The 17,283-nt window shown below is 32.2% G+C and carries 14 protein-coding genes; 10 read left to right on the forward strand and 4 right to left on the reverse strand.

The window, feature by feature from the left end; all coding sequences use genetic code 11:
* Positions 1-10: 10 nt before the first annotated feature.
* Both galU and ELQ16_RS01840 read left to right on the forward strand, forming a co-directional pair.
* A complete protein-coding gene (galU, locus tag ELQ16_RS01835; RefSeq protein ID WP_134237866.1) occupies positions 11-835 on the forward strand; it encodes a UTP--glucose-1-phosphate uridylyltransferase GalU in 825 nt (274 codons plus the stop codon).
* Complete coding sequence (locus tag ELQ16_RS01840) at positions 829-2,055, forward strand: glucose-6-phosphate isomerase (RefSeq protein ID WP_134237867.1); 1,227 nt, start codon at positions 829-831, stop codon at positions 2,053-2,055. The genes galU and ELQ16_RS01840 overlap by 7 nt, the downstream gene beginning before the upstream one ends.
* Here the strand turns inward: ELQ16_RS01840 and dcuC are convergent.
* The 3 genes from dcuC to ELQ16_RS01855 all read right to left on the reverse strand — a co-directional run bounded on the left by dcuC (position 2,045) and on the right by ELQ16_RS01855 (position 5,543).
* The gene (gene dcuC / locus ELQ16_RS01845) at positions 2,045-3,508 is read right to left on the reverse strand and encodes a C4-dicarboxylate transporter DcuC (RefSeq protein WP_134237868.1); all 1,464 of its coding nucleotides are present in this window, start codon (positions 3,506-3,508) and stop codon (positions 2,045-2,047) included. The two genes, ELQ16_RS01840 and dcuC, sit on opposite strands and share 11 nt — an antisense overlap.
* A 135-nt stretch (positions 3,509-3,643) precedes the next feature.
* Positions 3,644-4,753, reverse strand: a complete 1,110-nt coding sequence (gene truD, locus ELQ16_RS01850) for a tRNA pseudouridine(13) synthase TruD (protein WP_134237869.1) — start codon at positions 4,751-4,753, stop codon at positions 3,644-3,646.
* On the reverse strand, positions 4,722-5,543 hold the full coding sequence (locus ELQ16_RS01855) for a thiamine-phosphate kinase (protein ID WP_134237870.1): 822 nt from the start codon (positions 5,541-5,543) through the stop codon (positions 4,722-4,724). The genes truD and ELQ16_RS01855 overlap by 32 nt, the downstream gene beginning before the upstream one ends.
* Positions 5,544-5,636: 93 nt before the next feature.
* Between ELQ16_RS01855 and ELQ16_RS01860 the strand changes: the two genes are divergently transcribed.
* The 6 genes from ELQ16_RS01860 (at position 5,637) to mutY (ending at position 12,596) form a co-directional block, all read left to right on the forward strand.
* A complete protein-coding gene (locus tag ELQ16_RS01860) occupies positions 5,637-6,713 on the forward strand; it encodes a DUF5644 domain-containing protein (protein WP_134237871.1) in 1,077 nt (358 codons plus the stop codon).
* Complete coding sequence (locus ELQ16_RS01865) at positions 6,710-7,093, forward strand: ornithine carbamoyltransferase (protein ID WP_134237872.1); 384 nt, start codon at positions 6,710-6,712, stop codon at positions 7,091-7,093. Before ELQ16_RS01860 ends, ELQ16_RS01865 begins: the two co-directional genes overlap by 4 nt.
* On the forward strand, positions 7,086-7,766 hold the full coding sequence (locus ELQ16_RS01870) for an RsmD family RNA methyltransferase (protein WP_134237873.1): 681 nt from the start codon (positions 7,086-7,088) through the stop codon (positions 7,764-7,766). The genes ELQ16_RS01865 and ELQ16_RS01870 overlap by 8 nt, the downstream gene beginning before the upstream one ends.
* An 83-nt stretch (positions 7,767-7,849) precedes the next feature.
* Positions 7,850-11,119 (forward strand): carbamoyl-phosphate synthase large subunit, encoded by a 3,270-nt coding sequence (gene carB / locus ELQ16_RS01875; protein WP_134237874.1) that lies wholly within the window; start codon positions 7,850-7,852, stop codon positions 11,117-11,119.
* Positions 11,116-11,538 (forward strand): Sua5 YciO YrdC YwlC family protein, encoded by a 423-nt coding sequence (locus ELQ16_RS01880; RefSeq protein ID WP_134237875.1) that lies wholly within the window; start codon positions 11,116-11,118, stop codon positions 11,536-11,538. The genes carB and ELQ16_RS01880 overlap by 4 nt, the downstream gene beginning before the upstream one ends.
* Before the next feature lie 41 nt (positions 11,539-11,579).
* Complete coding sequence (mutY, locus tag ELQ16_RS01885; RefSeq protein WP_134237876.1) at positions 11,580-12,596, forward strand: A/G-specific adenine glycosylase; 1,017 nt, start codon at positions 11,580-11,582, stop codon at positions 12,594-12,596.
* Here mutY and ELQ16_RS01890 read toward each other — a convergent pair.
* Complete coding sequence (locus ELQ16_RS01890; protein ID WP_134237877.1) at positions 12,582-13,859, reverse strand: MFS transporter; 1,278 nt, start codon at positions 13,857-13,859, stop codon at positions 12,582-12,584. The genes mutY and ELQ16_RS01890 overlap by 15 nt on opposite strands.
* 158 nt (positions 13,860-14,017) lie before the next feature.
* Between ELQ16_RS01890 and ELQ16_RS01895 the strand changes: the two genes are divergently transcribed.
* Positions 14,018-14,878 carry a radical SAM/SPASM domain-containing protein gene (locus ELQ16_RS01895; protein WP_134237878.1) on the forward strand — a complete coding sequence of 287 codons (861 nt, stop codon included), beginning with the start codon at positions 14,018-14,020 and terminating at the stop codon, positions 14,876-14,878.
* Between the two features lie 314 nt (positions 14,879-15,192).
* Positions 15,193-17,283, forward strand: a complete 2,091-nt coding sequence (gene topA / locus ELQ16_RS01900) for a type I DNA topoisomerase (RefSeq protein ID WP_134237879.1) — start codon at positions 15,193-15,195, stop codon at positions 17,281-17,283.

Here is a 17,283-nt window from a genome sequence, read left to right on the forward strand (position 1 = left end):
GGACAAATGAATGCTTCAAACTTGTATTTTCCCAGCAGCGGGCTATGGGACAAGATTTTTACCTGCGACAAAAACTTTACCAAAAGAAATGCTACCTATACTCACAAAACCTTTAATCCACTATGGAGTAGATGAGGCTTTAGAAGCAGGTATGGAAACTATGGGTTTTATTACAGGACGGGGAAAAAGGGCTTTAGAAGATTATTTTGATATTTCTTATGAATTAGAGCATCAAATTTCAGGTTCTAAAAAAGAATACCTTTTAAGTGAGATTAGAACTCTTATCAATCGTTGCAAATTTACTTTTACCCGACAAAACGAGATGAAAGGGCTTGGTGATGCGGTTTTGAAGGCTAAGGTTTTAACTGGTGATGAGGCTTTTGGTGTTATTTTAGCCGATGACTTGTGCGTGAATGAAGAAGGTGTAAATGTCATGGCTCAAATGGTAAAAATTTACGAAAAATACCGCTGTACCATCGTTGCAGTAATGGAAGTTCCTAAGGAACAAATTTCAAGTTATGGGGTAATTGCTGGAAATTTTGTAGAAGATAATTTAATCATGGTAAATTCTATGGTTGAAAAGCCAAATCCAGAAGATGCACCAAGTAATCTTGCTATCATAGGAAGATACATTTTAACCCCTGATATTTACGGCATTTTAGAACATACTAAAGCGGGTAAAAATGGAGAAATTCAACTTACTGATGCCTTACTTTCTCAAGCAACGGAAGGCATGGTTTTAGCGTATAAATTTCAAGGTAAAAGATTTGATTGTGGAAGCGTAGAGGGTTTTGTGGAAGCGACAAATTATTTTTATGGAAAAAGCAAATGTTAAAAAATTCTTTATTTTTTAAATCCCAAAATTTGCAAGCCATTAGCGCTTATGCAAGTCGCATTAATGATGAGGTGCAAAGTGGGGAGATTGGCTATTATCATCTTGTGGATACAAGCTTAAATTTGATTGATGAATGTAAAGAATTTGCAAAAAAATTAAGCCATATAAAAAATATTATTTTGGTAGGCATGGGCGGATCAAGTTGTGGGGTAAAGGCTTTAAAAGAGATGCTATTTGATGAGAAAGAAAACGATGTAGAGCTTTTTATCATCGATAATACCTCAGCCCACAGCCTAAGCAATGTGCTTGGTAAAATCAATCCTAAAGAGAGTTTATTTATCATAGCAAGTAAATCAGGCACTACGATAGAAGTGGTTTCGCTTTTTAAGCTTATCGTGCATTATTTTGATTTCAAAAATGAAGATTTAAAACAATCTTTTGTTTTTATCACCGATGAGCTTTCAAAACTTGATGAGCTTGGCAGAAATTTGGGCGTAAAAACCTTTTTTATCCCTTCAAATGTAGGCGGAAGATTTAGTGTGCTATCAGCCATAGGCATCATTCCTTTAACGCTTTGTGGTTATAATACAAGGGCACTTTTAGAAGGTGCAAAAGCTTGCTATATAGATTTTTTTGAACATAAAAAAGATGAGATTTTGCAAAAAGCTTATCATTATTGCACTCATAAAAGTGCGCATATTAATGTTTTATTTAGCTATAGTGATGCTTTTAAGGGTTTTAATGAATGGTATGTGCAATTAATTGCTGAGTCTTTAGGCAAAAAGAAGGGTTATAAAAGAGTGGGCTTAACTCCTGTTGCATTAATTGGCGCTAGAGATCAGCACAGTTTTTTACAGCTTATCATGGATGGACCTAAGGATAAAACAGTTACTTTCATCAAAATTTTAGATAGCCAAAAGTCCCCTATCATCCCAGATATCAGTTTTGAACCGTTAAAATCTTGTGATTTTACAAATAAAGTAAATTTACACGATCTTTTAAATGCTCAATGCGATGCGACTATACACGCTTTAATTGCTGAAAATTTAAGCGTGGATTTAATCGAGCTTGAAAATCTTGATGCGTGGCATGCGGGGTATTTGATGTATTATTACGAGCTTTTCACTTCAGCTTGCGGGGTAATGCTTGGTATTAATACCTACGATCAACCAGGTGTTGAGGTAGGTAAGCTTATATTGAAAAATATGCTTAGCCGTTAAATGCTAAGCTAGCTTGTGAATTTGTAGCATTTTGTTCTAAACTTGTAGAACTTGTTTGTGCGAAGTAAAAAGCCACTGCGATATTAATTACCATAGCGATAAGCAAAAGTGGCATGGTGCGTTTTATGATATCCATAGGATTTACTTTTGCAAAACCTGCCAAAGCTAAAATTCCACCCGAAATCGGACTTGCAGCGCGCCCTAAACAAGAAGCAATTTCTATAGGTAAAACAAAGCTTATAGGTGCAACTCCAAGCTTTGTAGCAATATCAGGTGCTAATTTACCAAAAGCATTAAAAGCAGCTATTCCACTACCCATAATCACACTTGCAAAATACACCAAAAAGCTTAAAATCACAATGCAAGCAAGCACTGCCACCCATGCAAAAGAACTATCATTTCCGAAATTTTTCATTGCTTCTACTAAAACACCGATACCACCTAGTGATTCTATGCCTTTAGCAAAAACACTTGCGGCGATTAATATGCTTACCACGCTTACGAAAATTTCAGCCATGCCCTTTAAAATCACAACCACATCTTCACCAAGTTTTTTAGCATCTTTATGTCTTATAAATTCAATGATAAAAACTATAGTAATGCTGATAAAATTCGCACTTACAACATCAAGTTTTATGCCTAAAAAATAAGTTACAAATAAAAATACAACAGGAAGCCATGGAAAGAAAATATAAATCGTAGGGCATTTTGGATCAATAATTTCTGGGATATCTACCTCATCATTTAAAACACCTTTTTCTTTGTCTTTTTTATCTATCCAAGCAAAATAAAAAGGAATTAAAATTGCAATAGCTACTACATAAAAAATCACACTATAAAATTGATAATTTAAAAAAAGCCCCACGACATTATCACTTTGTCCTACCATATTTGCCATAGTTATAGAATTTGCATCTTTTGGCCCATAATCAAGCGCGATGAGCGAAAGCACACAAACAGCTGTGATAGGACGAATTTTTAAAGAAATTAAAACAGGATATATACAAGCCAAAAGCAAAAGCAAAAGTCCTGTATAACTTGAAATAACGATTTTTAAAGCCATACCCACAACAAAAGTTCCGCTTAAAATCAAATATTTATTTTTAATTTTTCCTAGTGGTTTATTAGCCAAAAATGCAAGTTTTGCTGAAGCGTTAATGTGTTTCATATAAGCTGCAAAACCTGCCACACTCATAATGATAAGCCCTGTACCACTAAGCTGCTCTTTAAAAGTAGCCACTATAAAAGCATAACTATCTAACAATACACTTAAAATGCTTGTATACTCTCTACTAGGAGCCTTTGGTATAGGCACATTTAAAACATAAAAAGCAAAAATAAGCAAAATAAGCCCTGAAAATAAAAATACAAAAATAGGATTGTATTTTTTAAGCACATAATAAGCCACGGCTACAACTGCTAAAAGCGTGGAAAAGATCATAAATATTGGCATAGTTTTTCCTTTATTTAAAATAGGTTTATTATAGCGTAAAATTTGAATTTTATAATAGCAAAAATTCTTTGAAATTTTTTATTATAGAATTTAGTCACTTGCTTTAAAGATGGATTGTTGTATGCGTGAAATTTTTTAAACTTGATGCAAAATCTCCTCTAAAATAATCGTAGCATATGAGCCTTTTTGTAGGAAAAATTCCATACAAAAATGGGCTTTTTCTTTATCATATCGCCATTTAAGTTCTTCTAAATATCCCCACATAAAACGCCTAGAACCTTGCATTTTAGATTTAAATTCTAAAGCATCTTTAAAGATTTCATTTTCTAAATTTAAAGCTAAACCTTGAGTCGTTTCATAAGCTTTATTTCCGATTAAAAGTCCCATGGCACTGATATCTCTTTGATTAAAACGCAATACCTCACTTTCTAAATCTTCGCACAAAAAGCATTTTCCAAAAGGATAGTGTCCCAAAACTTCACCTTTTAAAAGCTTAAAAAATTGCTTTTGATTTTTAATTTGCTTTGCTTCTTCTTTACTGATTTTATAAATTTGAATGAGTTCTGCCACGCTAAAATCTTTTGCAAAATGTGATAATTCCACTCTTTTACTTAAATATCTGTTAAAAAGCTCGCTTTGAAAAGCTGAAATTAAAAATTCTTTCATCTTGACATTTTTCATTTTCTTGCCACGCAAAATTTCAAGCCCTTCTTTGTAATTGTCCCCAAATTTTCCAAAACGCTGATAGCCAAAATAATTCGCAAAGCCTTGCTTGTCTAAATTCATCAAAGCTTGTTCGAGTTTTAAGGCATCACTTGGTAAAACTTTTTTTAAGCGGATGAAAAAAGAATTTCCTTTTAAATGCCCGATTCTTAGCTTATTTTCATGAGTAAAAGTTTCTAAAATTTTAAGCTTAGGATGCGAAAAATTTGTAAGTTCATTTTCAAATTTCTTAGGCATAGAGATATACTGAAAAGTACTTCCTTGCTTGTCTTTAAGCCCCGCATAACCAAAATCACGCATCTTAACCCCACATATTTGGCTTAAAATTCGTAAAGCTTCACTCGTACTTAAATCTTTTTTGTTAATGTGTAAAATTAAGTGCTCGCCTTTGCCGCTAAATTCATACAAAGACCTTTCGCGTACCACAAAATCATCGCTATTTTTGCTAAAATACGCATTAATAGGACTGTGTTTTAAAGTGTATAAGGGTTTAAAAATGGTGTTCTCTTCCGCTAAATTCATATTTTCCTTTCACTGCTTTACCAAAAATATTTAATTTTACACGATGCTTTTTGGCAATTTGTTCTATAATTTTGCGATTTTTTTCATCAAAACCAAATAAAATTTCATATTCTTCACCGCTATAAAGTATGTAATTATCAAGCTTTTTAAACCACAAAATACCGCATTTATTTTGTGCTAAAAGCCTTGATAAATCTTTACTTAGACCATCTGAAATATCCATAGCGCAACTTATAAAAGGCGCAAGTTCATAAAAAAATTCCGCTCTTAATTTTGGCTTTATAAAACGATGATTTGAACTTAAAATCCCGCCATTTTGCAAAATTTCAAGTCCTTTTAAACTTTGCCCTAATTCTCCCGTGTAAGCTAGCAAATGTCCTTTTTTTAAGCCTTTTCTAAAAACCGCATTTTTTTCTATTTTAGAAATGATGGTGATGCTAATATCTATTTTATCGTTACTTATTGTATCACCACCTATGATTTTTATGTCAAATTTTTTAGCAGTTTTTAAAAAGCCTTTCTGTAAAGCTTTGATTTCATCAAAACTTAAATTTTTAGGCAAAGCAAGTCCTAAAAGTGCGTATTTTGGTCTCGCATTCATCACAATGGCATCTGAAATATTAACAAGCATAGCCTTTGTAGCAATTTGTTCTAAATTTAACCATTTTCTTTTAAAATGCACATTTTCACAAAATAAATCTTTGCTAAAACACCAATTATCGATAATCGCACCATCATCACCATTTTTTTCATTTAAAAAGGCTTTAATTACAAAATCTTCTTTATTCATGGGAAAAATTTTATAAAATTTCCTTTTAAATCTTACTTTTATAGTTTAAAAAAATTTTATATAATTGAAAGAAAAATTCACTTAGGATTTCTTATGAAAAGCTTACAATTACGCCTTTTTAGATTTGATCAAAGCAAGGATTATGAGAGTTATTATAAGCCTTATGTTTATGATGATTATGAAAAATTTAATACACTTTATGATCTATTTTTAGGGGTGCAAGAGGACGATATTTATTTTGATTTTGAGAAAAATCAAAATGCTTATATTTTTGTTAACAAAACTCCAATGCAACTTTGTGCTTCTTTAAAATATATTGTCCAAAAATTTGGCTTAGAACTTGTTTTAGAGCCTTTAAGCACCAAAAGAGCCAAAAAGGATTTTATTTTTGACAAAAGCGATTTTTTGGCTAAATTCGATCATGTAGCTTCTTTGGTAAGTTCTGAAGATAAGCGTTTGTATGAGAATTTGGAGTATTTTTATTATACGAGTGAGATTTTGGCCTTTCATCCTGAATATATGGGTGATGCTTTGTTTTATTTTGTGTTTGAAATGATAGAAAAATATCCAGATAAGAAAATGAAATTTTTAAAAATTATTTCTGATACAGAAAAAGGAATTTTTTATCATATCAAAGGCGATGATATTCAGCTTGAAAGTGCTATTTTAAGTCTTCAAGAAGAAATTTTAAAACTAAATATGTTTGATGAAAAATTATTAAATCCTGATAAGAAAATAAAACACAAAGAAAATAATTGTCAAAAAAAAGAATTTGAAAACATAAAGCATTATTTTGAAAATTTTAATATAGGATGCTATGGTTTTAAGCCTTGTGAAGGCTTAAAAACTCAGCTTTTGGCTAAATTTATTGATTTTGAAAATGCAGACAAAAATAGTGGCTATGAGCTTTTAAATTTAGATAGCGAACTAGCTTATAAAATGGCTGCAAATATTGTTTTGGATGCTTATGATAGCGGATGTGATTTTTTGGTTGTCGATAAAGTGAAAGATTTTTATATGTTTGATACTTGTGCAAAAAAATTAATGCAAGTCAGCGGAAGGAATTTTGAGGATTTTTATATTTTAAATCGTATGGAATTTTTAGGTCTTATACAAGGTATTCAAAATCCAAGCTTAAAAGAGCATTGTCTAAAAGTGAGTTTGGTATGAAAATTTGCATAGAGTGTAAAGATGTATTGACGGAAAGAACCTTGCAATTATTTTTAAAAGAATATTTGGTGATGAAAAAGGATTGTGACTTTATCATCACAGATACTAAGTTAAATTCTTCTATACCGCAATTTATCGTTAATAGTGACTCTTCTTTGCTCCAAAGTCCTTTCAGCAAAAAAGAGCTCATTGCAACTTTAGAGCAGTTTTACAGTGGGTTTTGTTACACAGCTGATAAAATTTATGAGAAAAAAAAGAAGGTTTTAGAAAAAAAAATTGATGAATTAAGCAAACAAATGTATCAAGAATGCGTAGAAGAAGTTGGAAAAATTGCCCTTAAATTCCGCGACAAACTTTTAAAAGCTTTGCAAGATGAGTAATGATTTTAAAAGCGTAAAAGATTTTTTGGCTAAATTTGATAAAAAAGAAGAGAAAAAAAAATCTCAAAAAAATCAAAAAAACACAAAAGATCTAAAACTTTTTTCGTTCATAGAGAGTGGTAAATTTAAAGGCAAAAAACTTCGCTTACCTAGCCTTGAAACTACTAGAAGTACAAAAAGTATTGTCAAAGCTTGTGTTTTTAATGTTTTAAGAACAAATTTAAGGGATAAAATTTTCATTGAAGCTTTTGGTGGCAGCGCTTTGATGGCAGCAGAAGCTTTGAGTAATAATGCTTTAAAAGCTTATGCTATAGAATTTGATAAAAAAGCTTATGAGATCGCTGCGCAAAATGCTAAGATAATTGATGAAAATTTAATTATTTTGCATGGAGATACTTTTAAAATTTTACCCACATTTGTTGAAAAAATCGAGCAAGAATTTGTGCTTTACTTTGATCCGCCTTTTAGTATCCGTGAGGGTTTTTGTGATATTTATGAAAGAGTTTATGCTTTAATTGAAAATTTAAACACAACGCACCTTGTTCAATTTATTATCGAGCATCATTCTTATATAACAACTCCACAAAATCTTTGTAATTTTACCCGAGTTAAGCTAAAGAAATTTGGCGCGACGAGTTTAAGTTTTTACGAAAAATTAGATAAAACTTTTTAAAAAGTTTGTTTCGCTTTGCTTAATAGAAGCCTTTTTTTGTTATAATTTCAAGTTTTGTAAATTAAATTTAGCTAGGAATACTCATGCCAAAAAGAACTGATATAAAAAATATTTTACTTATAGGAAGTGGGCCTATTGTGATAGGTCAAGCTTGTGAATTTGATTACTCTGGCACTCAGGCGGCTAAGACTTTGAAAGAATTAGGTTATCGTGTTGTACTTATAAACTCAAACCCAGCGACCATTATGACGGATCCTGAATTTGCTGATGCAACTTACATAGAGCCAATAACAAAAGAAAGTATTTTAAGTATCATCAAAAAAGAAAAAATCGATGCTATTTTACCGACTATGGGCGGACAAGTGGCTTTAAATGTGGCTATGGAAGTCTATGAAAGCGGACTTTTGGGTGATGTGAAATTTTTAGGAGCCAATCCAGAAGCAATTAAAAAAGGTGAAGATCGCCAAGTCTTTAAAGAGTGTATGAAAAAAATCGGTATGGATTTGCCAAAATCCATGTATGCGTATGATTATGACGAAGCTTTAAAAGCTACGCAAGAGATCGGTTTTCCTTTGATGATCCGAGCTTCTTATACCTTAGGTGGTGCTGGAAGTGGCGTGGTTTATAATATGGACGAGTTTAAAGAACTAGCAAATACAGCCTTAGCCCTTTCTCCAATACACGAAATTCTCATTGAAGAGAGTTTGTTAGGGTGGAAAGAATATGAAATGGAAGTCATACGCGATAAAAATGATAATTGTATCATCGTGTGTAGTATAGAAAATCTTGATCCTATGGGCGTGCATACAGGAGATAGTATCACAGTTGCGCCCGCGCTTACTTTAACAGATAAAGAGTATCAAGTCATGCGTAATGCTTCTTTTGCTATTTTGCGTGAAATTGGCGTTGATACTGGTGGAAGTAATGTGCAATTTGCTATAAATCCTAGCAATGGTAGAATGATAGTTATAGAAATGAATCCAAGAGTTTCAAGATCAAGTGCTCTAGCTTCTAAGGCAACGGGCTATCCTATAGCTAAAGTCGCTACGCTTTTGGCAGTAGGTTTTAGCTTAGATGAGATTAAAAACGATATTACGGCAACTCCTGCTAGTTTTGAGCCAGTGATTGATTATATTGTTACGAAAATTCCAAGATTTACTTTTGAGAAATTCCCAAATGCAAACACCACTTTAGGCACAGCGATGAAAAGCGTGGGCGAAGTGATGGCGATTGGTCGTACTTTTAAAGAAAGCATACAAAAAGCACTTTGTTCTTTAGAGAGAAATTTAAGCGGTTTTGATAGAGTGAAATTTGAAGATAAAAACGATCTTATCTTTAAAATTCGCAATGCCAATGAAAAGCGTTTATTATATATCGCACAAGCTTTTAGAGAAGGTTTTAGCGTTGATGAATTGCATGAGCTTTGTAAAATTGATACTTGGTTTTTAACGCAAATTAAGGAAATTGTAGATTTTGAAGAACAAATTGATATGGATATTTTAAATAATAAAACTCTTTTAAGGAAAGCAAAAACTATGGGATATTCAGATAAAATGATCGCTTTGCTTGTAAATTTAAAGGACAATTTAGAATTAAGTCAAAACGATATTTATTATGCAAGAATGAAGCAAAAAATTATCCCAGAATACAGCGAAGTTGATACTTGTGCGGGTGAATTTGAAGCTTTAACCCCTTATCTTTACTCAAGCATAAATGTTAGTGAACTTACTCAAAGCAAAAATGAAGCAAGAGATAAAAAAGAGAAAAAAGTGATGATTATAGGTGGTGGACCAAACCGTATAGGACAGGGAATTGAATTTGACTATGCTTGTGTGCATGCTTCTTTTGCATTAAAAGATATGGGTATAAAAACCATTATGTATAATTGTAATCCTGAAACCGTTTCAACCGATTATGATACGAGTGATATTCTGTATTTTGAACCTATTGATTTTGAGCATTTGCGTGGGGTGATTGAACGCGAAAAGCCTGATGGACTTATAGTGCATTTTGGCGGACAAACACCGCTTAAATTTGCTAAACGTCTTAGTGCTTTTGGTGCTAAGATTATAGGCACAAGTGCTAGAGTGATTGATATGGCAGAAGATAGAAAGAAATTTGCTGAATTTATCACAAGACTTGGTATTAATCAACCTAAAAATTCTACCGCTACAAGCGTAGAAGAAGCCGTTTTAAAAGCTAGTGAAATTGGCTATCCTGTGCTTGTAAGACCAAGCTATGTTTTGGGTGGGCGTGCAATGCGTGTTGTAAGCGATGAGGTTGAGCTTAGACTTTATATGCAAGAAGCGGTTGATGTAAGTGATAAAAGTCCTGTTTTAATCGATCAGTATTTAGATAATGCAACTGAAATTGATGTTGATGCTATAAGTGATGGAAAAGATGTTTATGTGGCTGGGATTATGGAGCATATTGAAGAAGCTGGGATTCACTCAGGCGATAGTGCATGTTCATTGCCGCCTTGTAATATCGATGAAAAAATGCAAGAGCAAATTGTGCAAAAAACCGCAGATATTGCTTTAAATTTAGGCGTTGTAGGACTTTTAAATATACAATTTGCCATTTATGAAAACGAACTTTATATGATAGAGGTTAATCCTAGAGCAAGTCGCACCGTGCCTTTTGTAAGTAAAGCTACGGGAGTACCTTTAGCAAAAGTTGCAACGCGTGTGATGTGGCAAGGAAATTTAAAAGAAGCTTTGAAATTTTACGATGCTTTTGGTGTGGTGAATTTTGATGGCAAAATTTTGCGTCCTAAATCTTCAAAATATATTAGCGTTAAAGAAGCGGTATTTCCTTTTGCAAAGCTTAGCGGAAGTGATTTAGAGCTAGGGCCTGAAATGCGTTCAACTGGCGAAGTAATGGGGATAAGCAAAGATTTTGCTAATTCTTTTGCAAAAAGTCAAGTTTCATCTTTTAATCATTTGCCAGAAAATGGCGTGGTTTTTATTTCTTTAAAAGAAAAAGATAAAAAATATGCTAAAAAGTTAGCAAGCGAGTATTCAAAGCTGGGTTTTAAACTTATGGCCACAAGCGGAACTTACAAAGAAATTTTAGAAAATGGTTTTGAGTGTGAGCTTGTGCATAAAATTTCAGAAGGGCGTCCAAATGTTGAAGATAGATTAAAAAATGGGGAAATTCAGCTAGTGATTAATACAAGTGATAGTCATAGTTTTGCGGGGGATACGAAAAAAATCCGTGAAAATATTATCCGTTTTAAAATCCCTTATTTTACAAATTTACGCTCAGCCTTTGCGGGAGCAAAATCAATCAAAGCAATACAAAGCAAAAGTTATCTAGAAGTGAAAAGCTTGCAGGAGTATTTAAAGGCTTGATTTATCTAGCACAAACCGATACTACAGCGGGATTTTTGAGTAAAGATTTAAAAGAACTTAATGCTTTAAAGGGCAGAGCTAAAGAACAGCCTTGTCTAATCACTTCTGCGAAATTTAGCGAGTTAAAGAATTTAGCAAGAGTCCCAAGTGGGTTTAAAAATTTAGTGCGTCGTGCGAAAAAAACGACTTTTATTTATCCAAATACAAAAGCCATTCGCATAGTAAAAGAGTGTAAACATGCGAAATTTTTAGAAGAAAATGGCTATTTTTACTCATCTTCTGCTAACAAACATGGACAAAAATTTGATGAAATTTGGGCTAGAAGTGTAGCCAATGTGGTGCTTGATGAGGTTTTTTTTGAAAATACTCCATCAAAGATTATAAAACTAAATCGTGGAAAATTAAAAAAAATTCGGTAGTTTTTTATAATTTAAATAATCACAAAAGAAAGCTTTAAAAAGTGGTGTTAAAACAAATTAAAATTTTACAAGAAAATTTACTCCTTTGGTATGAGAAAAACGGACGCAAAAATTTGCCTTGGCGGAATTTAGAGAGTGAAAATTGCGATGAAAGATTAAAGGATATTAGTAGAGCTTATGGGGTTTATATCAGTGAAATTATGCTTCAGCAAACGCAAGTAAAATCTGTTTTGGAAAAGTTTTATTTCCCTTTTTTACAAAAATTTCCTACTTTGCAAAGTTTGGCTGATTGTGATGAAGATGAGCTTTTAAAGGCTTGGCAAGGCCTTGGATATTATAGCCGTGCTAGAAATTTGAAACAAGCGGCTTTGGAATGTGTGAGTAAATTTAATGGTAAACTTCCTAGACAGGTTAGAGATTTAAAAAGTCTTAGCGGTATAGGAGCTTATACTGCAGGGGCGATTGCTTGTTTTGGTTATGATGAAAAAGTGTCTTTTGTTGATGGCAATATCTCGCGTGTGCTCTCACGCCTTTTTGCTTTAAAAAATCCCAGTATGAATGAACTTGAAATCAAAGCTAAAAAACTTTTAAATTTAAATGATGCGTTTAATCACAATCAAGCTTTATTGGATCTTGGAGCTTTGGTTTGTTTACCAAAAAGTGCAAAATGTGGAATTTGTCCAATGTATGACTTTTGTAAAGGTAAATATGAGCCGCAGCTTTATGGAAAAAAGAAAAAAATCATTTATGAAAATCTAAATTTAAAGCTTTTTTTGCTTGAATTTAAACACAAATTTGGTGTGCAAAAAAGTCAAGATAAACTCTATAAAGGAATGTATAATTTTCCTTTTTTCAAAGAAGAGGAAATCGTTTTTGAAAATGCAAAATTCTTAGGCGAATTTAAACACAGTTACACTAAATATAAATTAAATATAAAAATCTATCATAAAATTTTAAAAGATGAAGATATAAATTATGAATTTAAAAGTTTAGAAGAATTGGAAAGCACCGCACTTTCGGCACTTTCTTTAAAGGCTTTGAAATCAGTTAAGCTCTGATTTTTTAGGCAAACATAAAGTCGCTATAAACATAAATAAAATAAGTACAGCGATATAGACAAAAAAGCCTTTTTCTATCCCTGCATTTTTAAATTGTAAAGCTACCCATGGTGCTGAACCGCCAAAAATTGCATTAGATATTGCATAGCCCAAGCCAGTACCCAAAGCCCTTACATGTTCAGGAAATAGTTTGGCTTTAAAAATTCCTGCAACTGAAGTGTAAAAACTTAAAATGGCAAATAAAACTACAACCAAGATGAAAATTAAAAATGCTGAACTTTGCGCATAAGTATCAATAAACATAAAAATAGGATAAATTCCAAAGAAAGCTAAGATGGTAAAAATGATCAAAGATTGTTTGTGTCCTATTTTATCGCCTAAAAGACCAAAAAGAGGTTGAATGATCATTAAAATAAACAAAGCACCTAAGAAAAGATTATTTGTTATCACTTTATCCATACCTGCATTCTCTATGAAGGTTTTAGTATAAGTTGTGATAGTATAAAAGGCCAAAGATCCACCAGCAGTAATGCCAAGAACAAGTAAAAAAGGTTTTAAGGAAGTTCTAAATAAAGCTTTAAAAGTCCCACGATCTTCGTGTTTGTGAATTTGTGTGGCACTTTCATTCATAATTTTTCGCACAAAAAGTGAGCCAAGAGCTAAAACACCACCAATTACAAAGAGAATTCTCCAAGCATATTCTTTCATTTCATCAACGCTAAAAAATAAAAACATAATGCTAATGCTAGCCACTGCTAAAAGTTGTCCGCCAATGAGAGTTACATATTGAAAAGAAGAATAAAATCCTCTTTTGCCTTCTGTAGCAAGTTCTGAGAGATAAGTGGCTGCTATGCCGTATTCTCCACCTACGCTAAGTCCTTGTATGAGTCTTGCAAGTAAAAGTAAAATAATGGCAAAATCCCCCACTATATCTTTACTTGGCAAGGCAGCAATCATAAAAGATCCCAAAGCCATTAAAATCACTGAAATTACCATAGATTTTTTACGACCCACTTTATCAGCCAAAGAACCAAAAAGCCAAGAACCTATAGGACGCATAAAAAATCCAGCAGCAAAAACTCCAAAAGCGTTGATTTGCTGAATCAAAGGATTATCAGAAGTTGAAAAAGTGTGAGCGAAATAAGTCGCACTAAAAGCATAAATGTAAAAATCAAACCATTCTACTAAATTTCCGCTACTTGCGGCGATGATTGAGCGGATTTTTTGCGATCTGGTGAGTGTTTGCGTGTTTGAGTGTGTCATTTTTCTCCTTTAGTTTTTGATAAGAATTTCAGTATATAGCATTAATTTTCATTTTAAGGGGATTAAAAAATATTTTCAGATGATTTTTATCTTTAATGTTACAAAATTTAACTTTATTAACTAAAATTTTTAAGTCAATAAACTAGGAAAATTTATAAATGAAATTTAAAAAAATTTATGTGGAAATAAGTGATATTTGTGGATTAAAATGTGATTTTTGTCCTTCTAAAAAAGGCGAACGCGGGGTAATGAGTGTGGAAAATTTCACCAAACTTGCAGCACAAATTTGCGAAAAAAGTGAAATTTTTACCTTTCATATTTTGGGTGATCCTTTGCTTTTAGGTAATTTGGAAGAGTATTTAAAAATCGCTAAAAATTACAAAATGAAACTAGAAATTACTACAAGTGGCTTTTATCTTAGTCCTAAAAATCGTAAATTGTTGCTAAAATACGACAATATTTGCCAAATAAACATTTCCTTAATGGCATTTTTAAGTCAAAGCAAACTTTCTTTAGAAGAGTATTTTAAGCCAATTATAGATCTTTGCAATGAGCATTTAGGGCAAAAAATCCTTTCTTTTATCAATCTTAGACTTTGGAATTTAAATGAAAATTTTAAAGCTCCGAATGAGAATTTGCAAATTTATGATTTTTTAGAGCAAAATTTTCAAAGCAAAATTAATCAAAACTTAAGTAAAAATCGCCTTGCAAGGCACATCATTTTAAATCAAAATAAACTTTTTAAATGGCCTAGTTTAAAGGATAGGGCGCAATTTTTAGAAGGAAAATGTCACGCCTTAAAAGAACAAATTGGGATTTTAAGCAATGGCACTCTCGTGCCTTGTTGTTTGGATACAAAAGGCGATATTAATTTGGGAAATATTTTTGAAAATTCTTTTGACGAGCTTTTAAAAGGTGCAAGAATAAATTCTATAAAAGAGGCTTTTTATCATAATAAACGCATAGAAGAACTTTGTAAAAGATGCAAATTTCACAAAACAAGATTAATGCCAAATTAATTTTTGGCAAAATCTTTGCGTTTAATCTAAGCCATAAACAGCAACCGAAAAAGTGCACTAAAACATAGGAAGATTTAATGAGATTCTTCACATTCACTCAGAATGATGGAATAATGCGTCATTCTAAATCTTTAGAAAATAGCGTGTCATCCTAAGTGAAACGAAGGATCTCTCTAGTTTTTTAAAATTAAACTTAAATTTAATTAAGATTAAAAATATTTTAGAAAATTTTTAGATTTAAAAAAATAAAAATATAAGTAAAATTTTAAAAATTTTTAGCTAAATTCAGCTTTTTATTTCTATAAAGGTACAAAATGAAAAACTTAATCATAGTAGAGTCCCCAGCAAAAGCCAAAACTATAGGGAATTTTTTAGGAAAAGATTATGAGGTTATTGCTTCAAAAGGACATATAAGAGATTTACCAAAATCAAGTTTTGGGATAAAAATAGACAATGATGAATTTGTACCAGAATATAGAATCACAAGTGATCATAGCACTTTAGTAAAAGAGCTTAAAGAAAAGGCTAAAAAAGCAGATCAAATCTATCTTGCAACCGATGAGGATAGAGAAGGAGAAGCCATAGCTTATCATATCGCAAAAGCTATAGGAAAAGATGAAAATACCTTACCTCGCATCGTTTTTCATGAAATCACAAAAAGCGCTATTGAAAATGCTTTAAAAAACCCAAGAAAACTTGATATGCACTCTGTCAATGCCCAGCAGACTAGGCGTTTGCTAGATCGCATTGTGGGTTATAAATTAAGCCCCTTGCTTGGACAAAAAATTCAAAAAGGTTTAAGCGCAGGAAGGGTGCAAAGTGCTGCTTTAAAAATCATCGTAGATCGTGAAAAAGAAATTAAAGCCTTTGTTCCATTAGAATATTTTAGTATTGATATGATTTTCAAGCAAGATTTAGAAGCAGAGCTTGTGGAATTTGAAAAAGCAAAAATCGAAAAACTAACCATTACAAACAAAGATCGTGCTAAGCTTGTTTATGAAGCATGTAAAAATGAAAATTACACCATAAGTGATATAGAAAGCAAAGAAAGAAAAATTACCCCACCACCGCCTTTTATGACTTCTACTTTACAACAAAGCGCGAGCAATCGTTTGGGGTTTAATCCTAAAAAAACTATGATGATAGCGCAAAAACTTTATGAAGGAGTAAATACTCACGAGGGTATAATGGGCGTTATTACCTATATGAGAACAGATAGTTTAAATTTAGCCAAAGAAGCAGTTGAAAATGCAAGGGTGTTTATAAAAGAAAATTTTGGAAAAGAATATTTGCCAAGCAAAGCCAATGTTTATGCCACAAAGACAAAAGGTGCACAAGAAGCACACGAAGCCATTCGTCCTACAAATTTAAGTTTTACTCCGCAAATTGCGGCTAAATTTTTAGATAAAGATGAGTTAAAACTTTATAGTTTAATTTATAATCGTTTCCTAGCTTGTCAAATGAATCCTGCTATTTCGCAAACTCAAAATGTCTTTGTAAATAACGATAAGGCTGTGTTTAAGATAAGCGGTAGAAAAATCCTTTTTGATGGATATTATAAGGTTTATGGCGATATGGATAAGGATAAAATTTTGCCAAATTTAAAAATCGGCGAGAATTTAAAAATACAAAATTTAGAAATAAACTCTCATTTTACAGAACCACCTTCAAGGTATTCTGAAGCTGGACTTGTAAAAAAGCTCGAAAGTTTAGGAATAGGGCGTCCATCAACTTATGCACCGACGATTTCTATCCTTACGAGTCGTGATTATGTGAAAATTGATAAAAAACAACTCATTCCTAGTGAAGTTGCTTTTACGGTTACTGAAGTACTTGAAAAAAATTTCAGTGATATAGTCGATAGTAAATTCACTTCAAATTTAGAAAATACTTTAGATGAAATTGCCGAAGATAAAGCAGATTGGCAAGAAACTTTAAAAGAATTTTACTATCCTTTTATGAGAAAAATTGAAGAAGGAAAAACAAAAATCGCAAGTTTAAAAACGGTGACAAAATTGGGCGAAACTTGCCCTGATTGTGGTGGTGAGCTTGCCATTAGAAAAGGCAGATATGGCGAGTTTATAGCGTGTTTGAATTTTCCAAAATGTAAATATTCAAGGAATTTAAAAAGCGAAAATAAAAGCGAAGAGGCGCCAAAAGCCAAAGCAAATGGCATAGGTATTACTTGCCCAAGCTGCAAAGAAGGCGAGATAGTAGAGCGTTTTTCTAAACGCGGTAAATTTTATGGTTGCAGTGTTTATCCAAAATGTAATTTTATAAGCAAGTACAAACCAAGTGATGAAAAATGCGAAGAATGTGGCGAAAATTTAGTGATAAAAGAACTCAAAAAAGGCACATTTTTAGAATGTTTAAAATGCAAGATTAAAAAAGAAATAAAGGATTAA

Origin of the sequence: Campylobacter sp. US33a (assembly GCF_004378855.1) — a bacterium.
Lineage (GTDB): Bacteria > Campylobacterota > Campylobacteria > Campylobacterales > Campylobacteraceae > Campylobacter_D.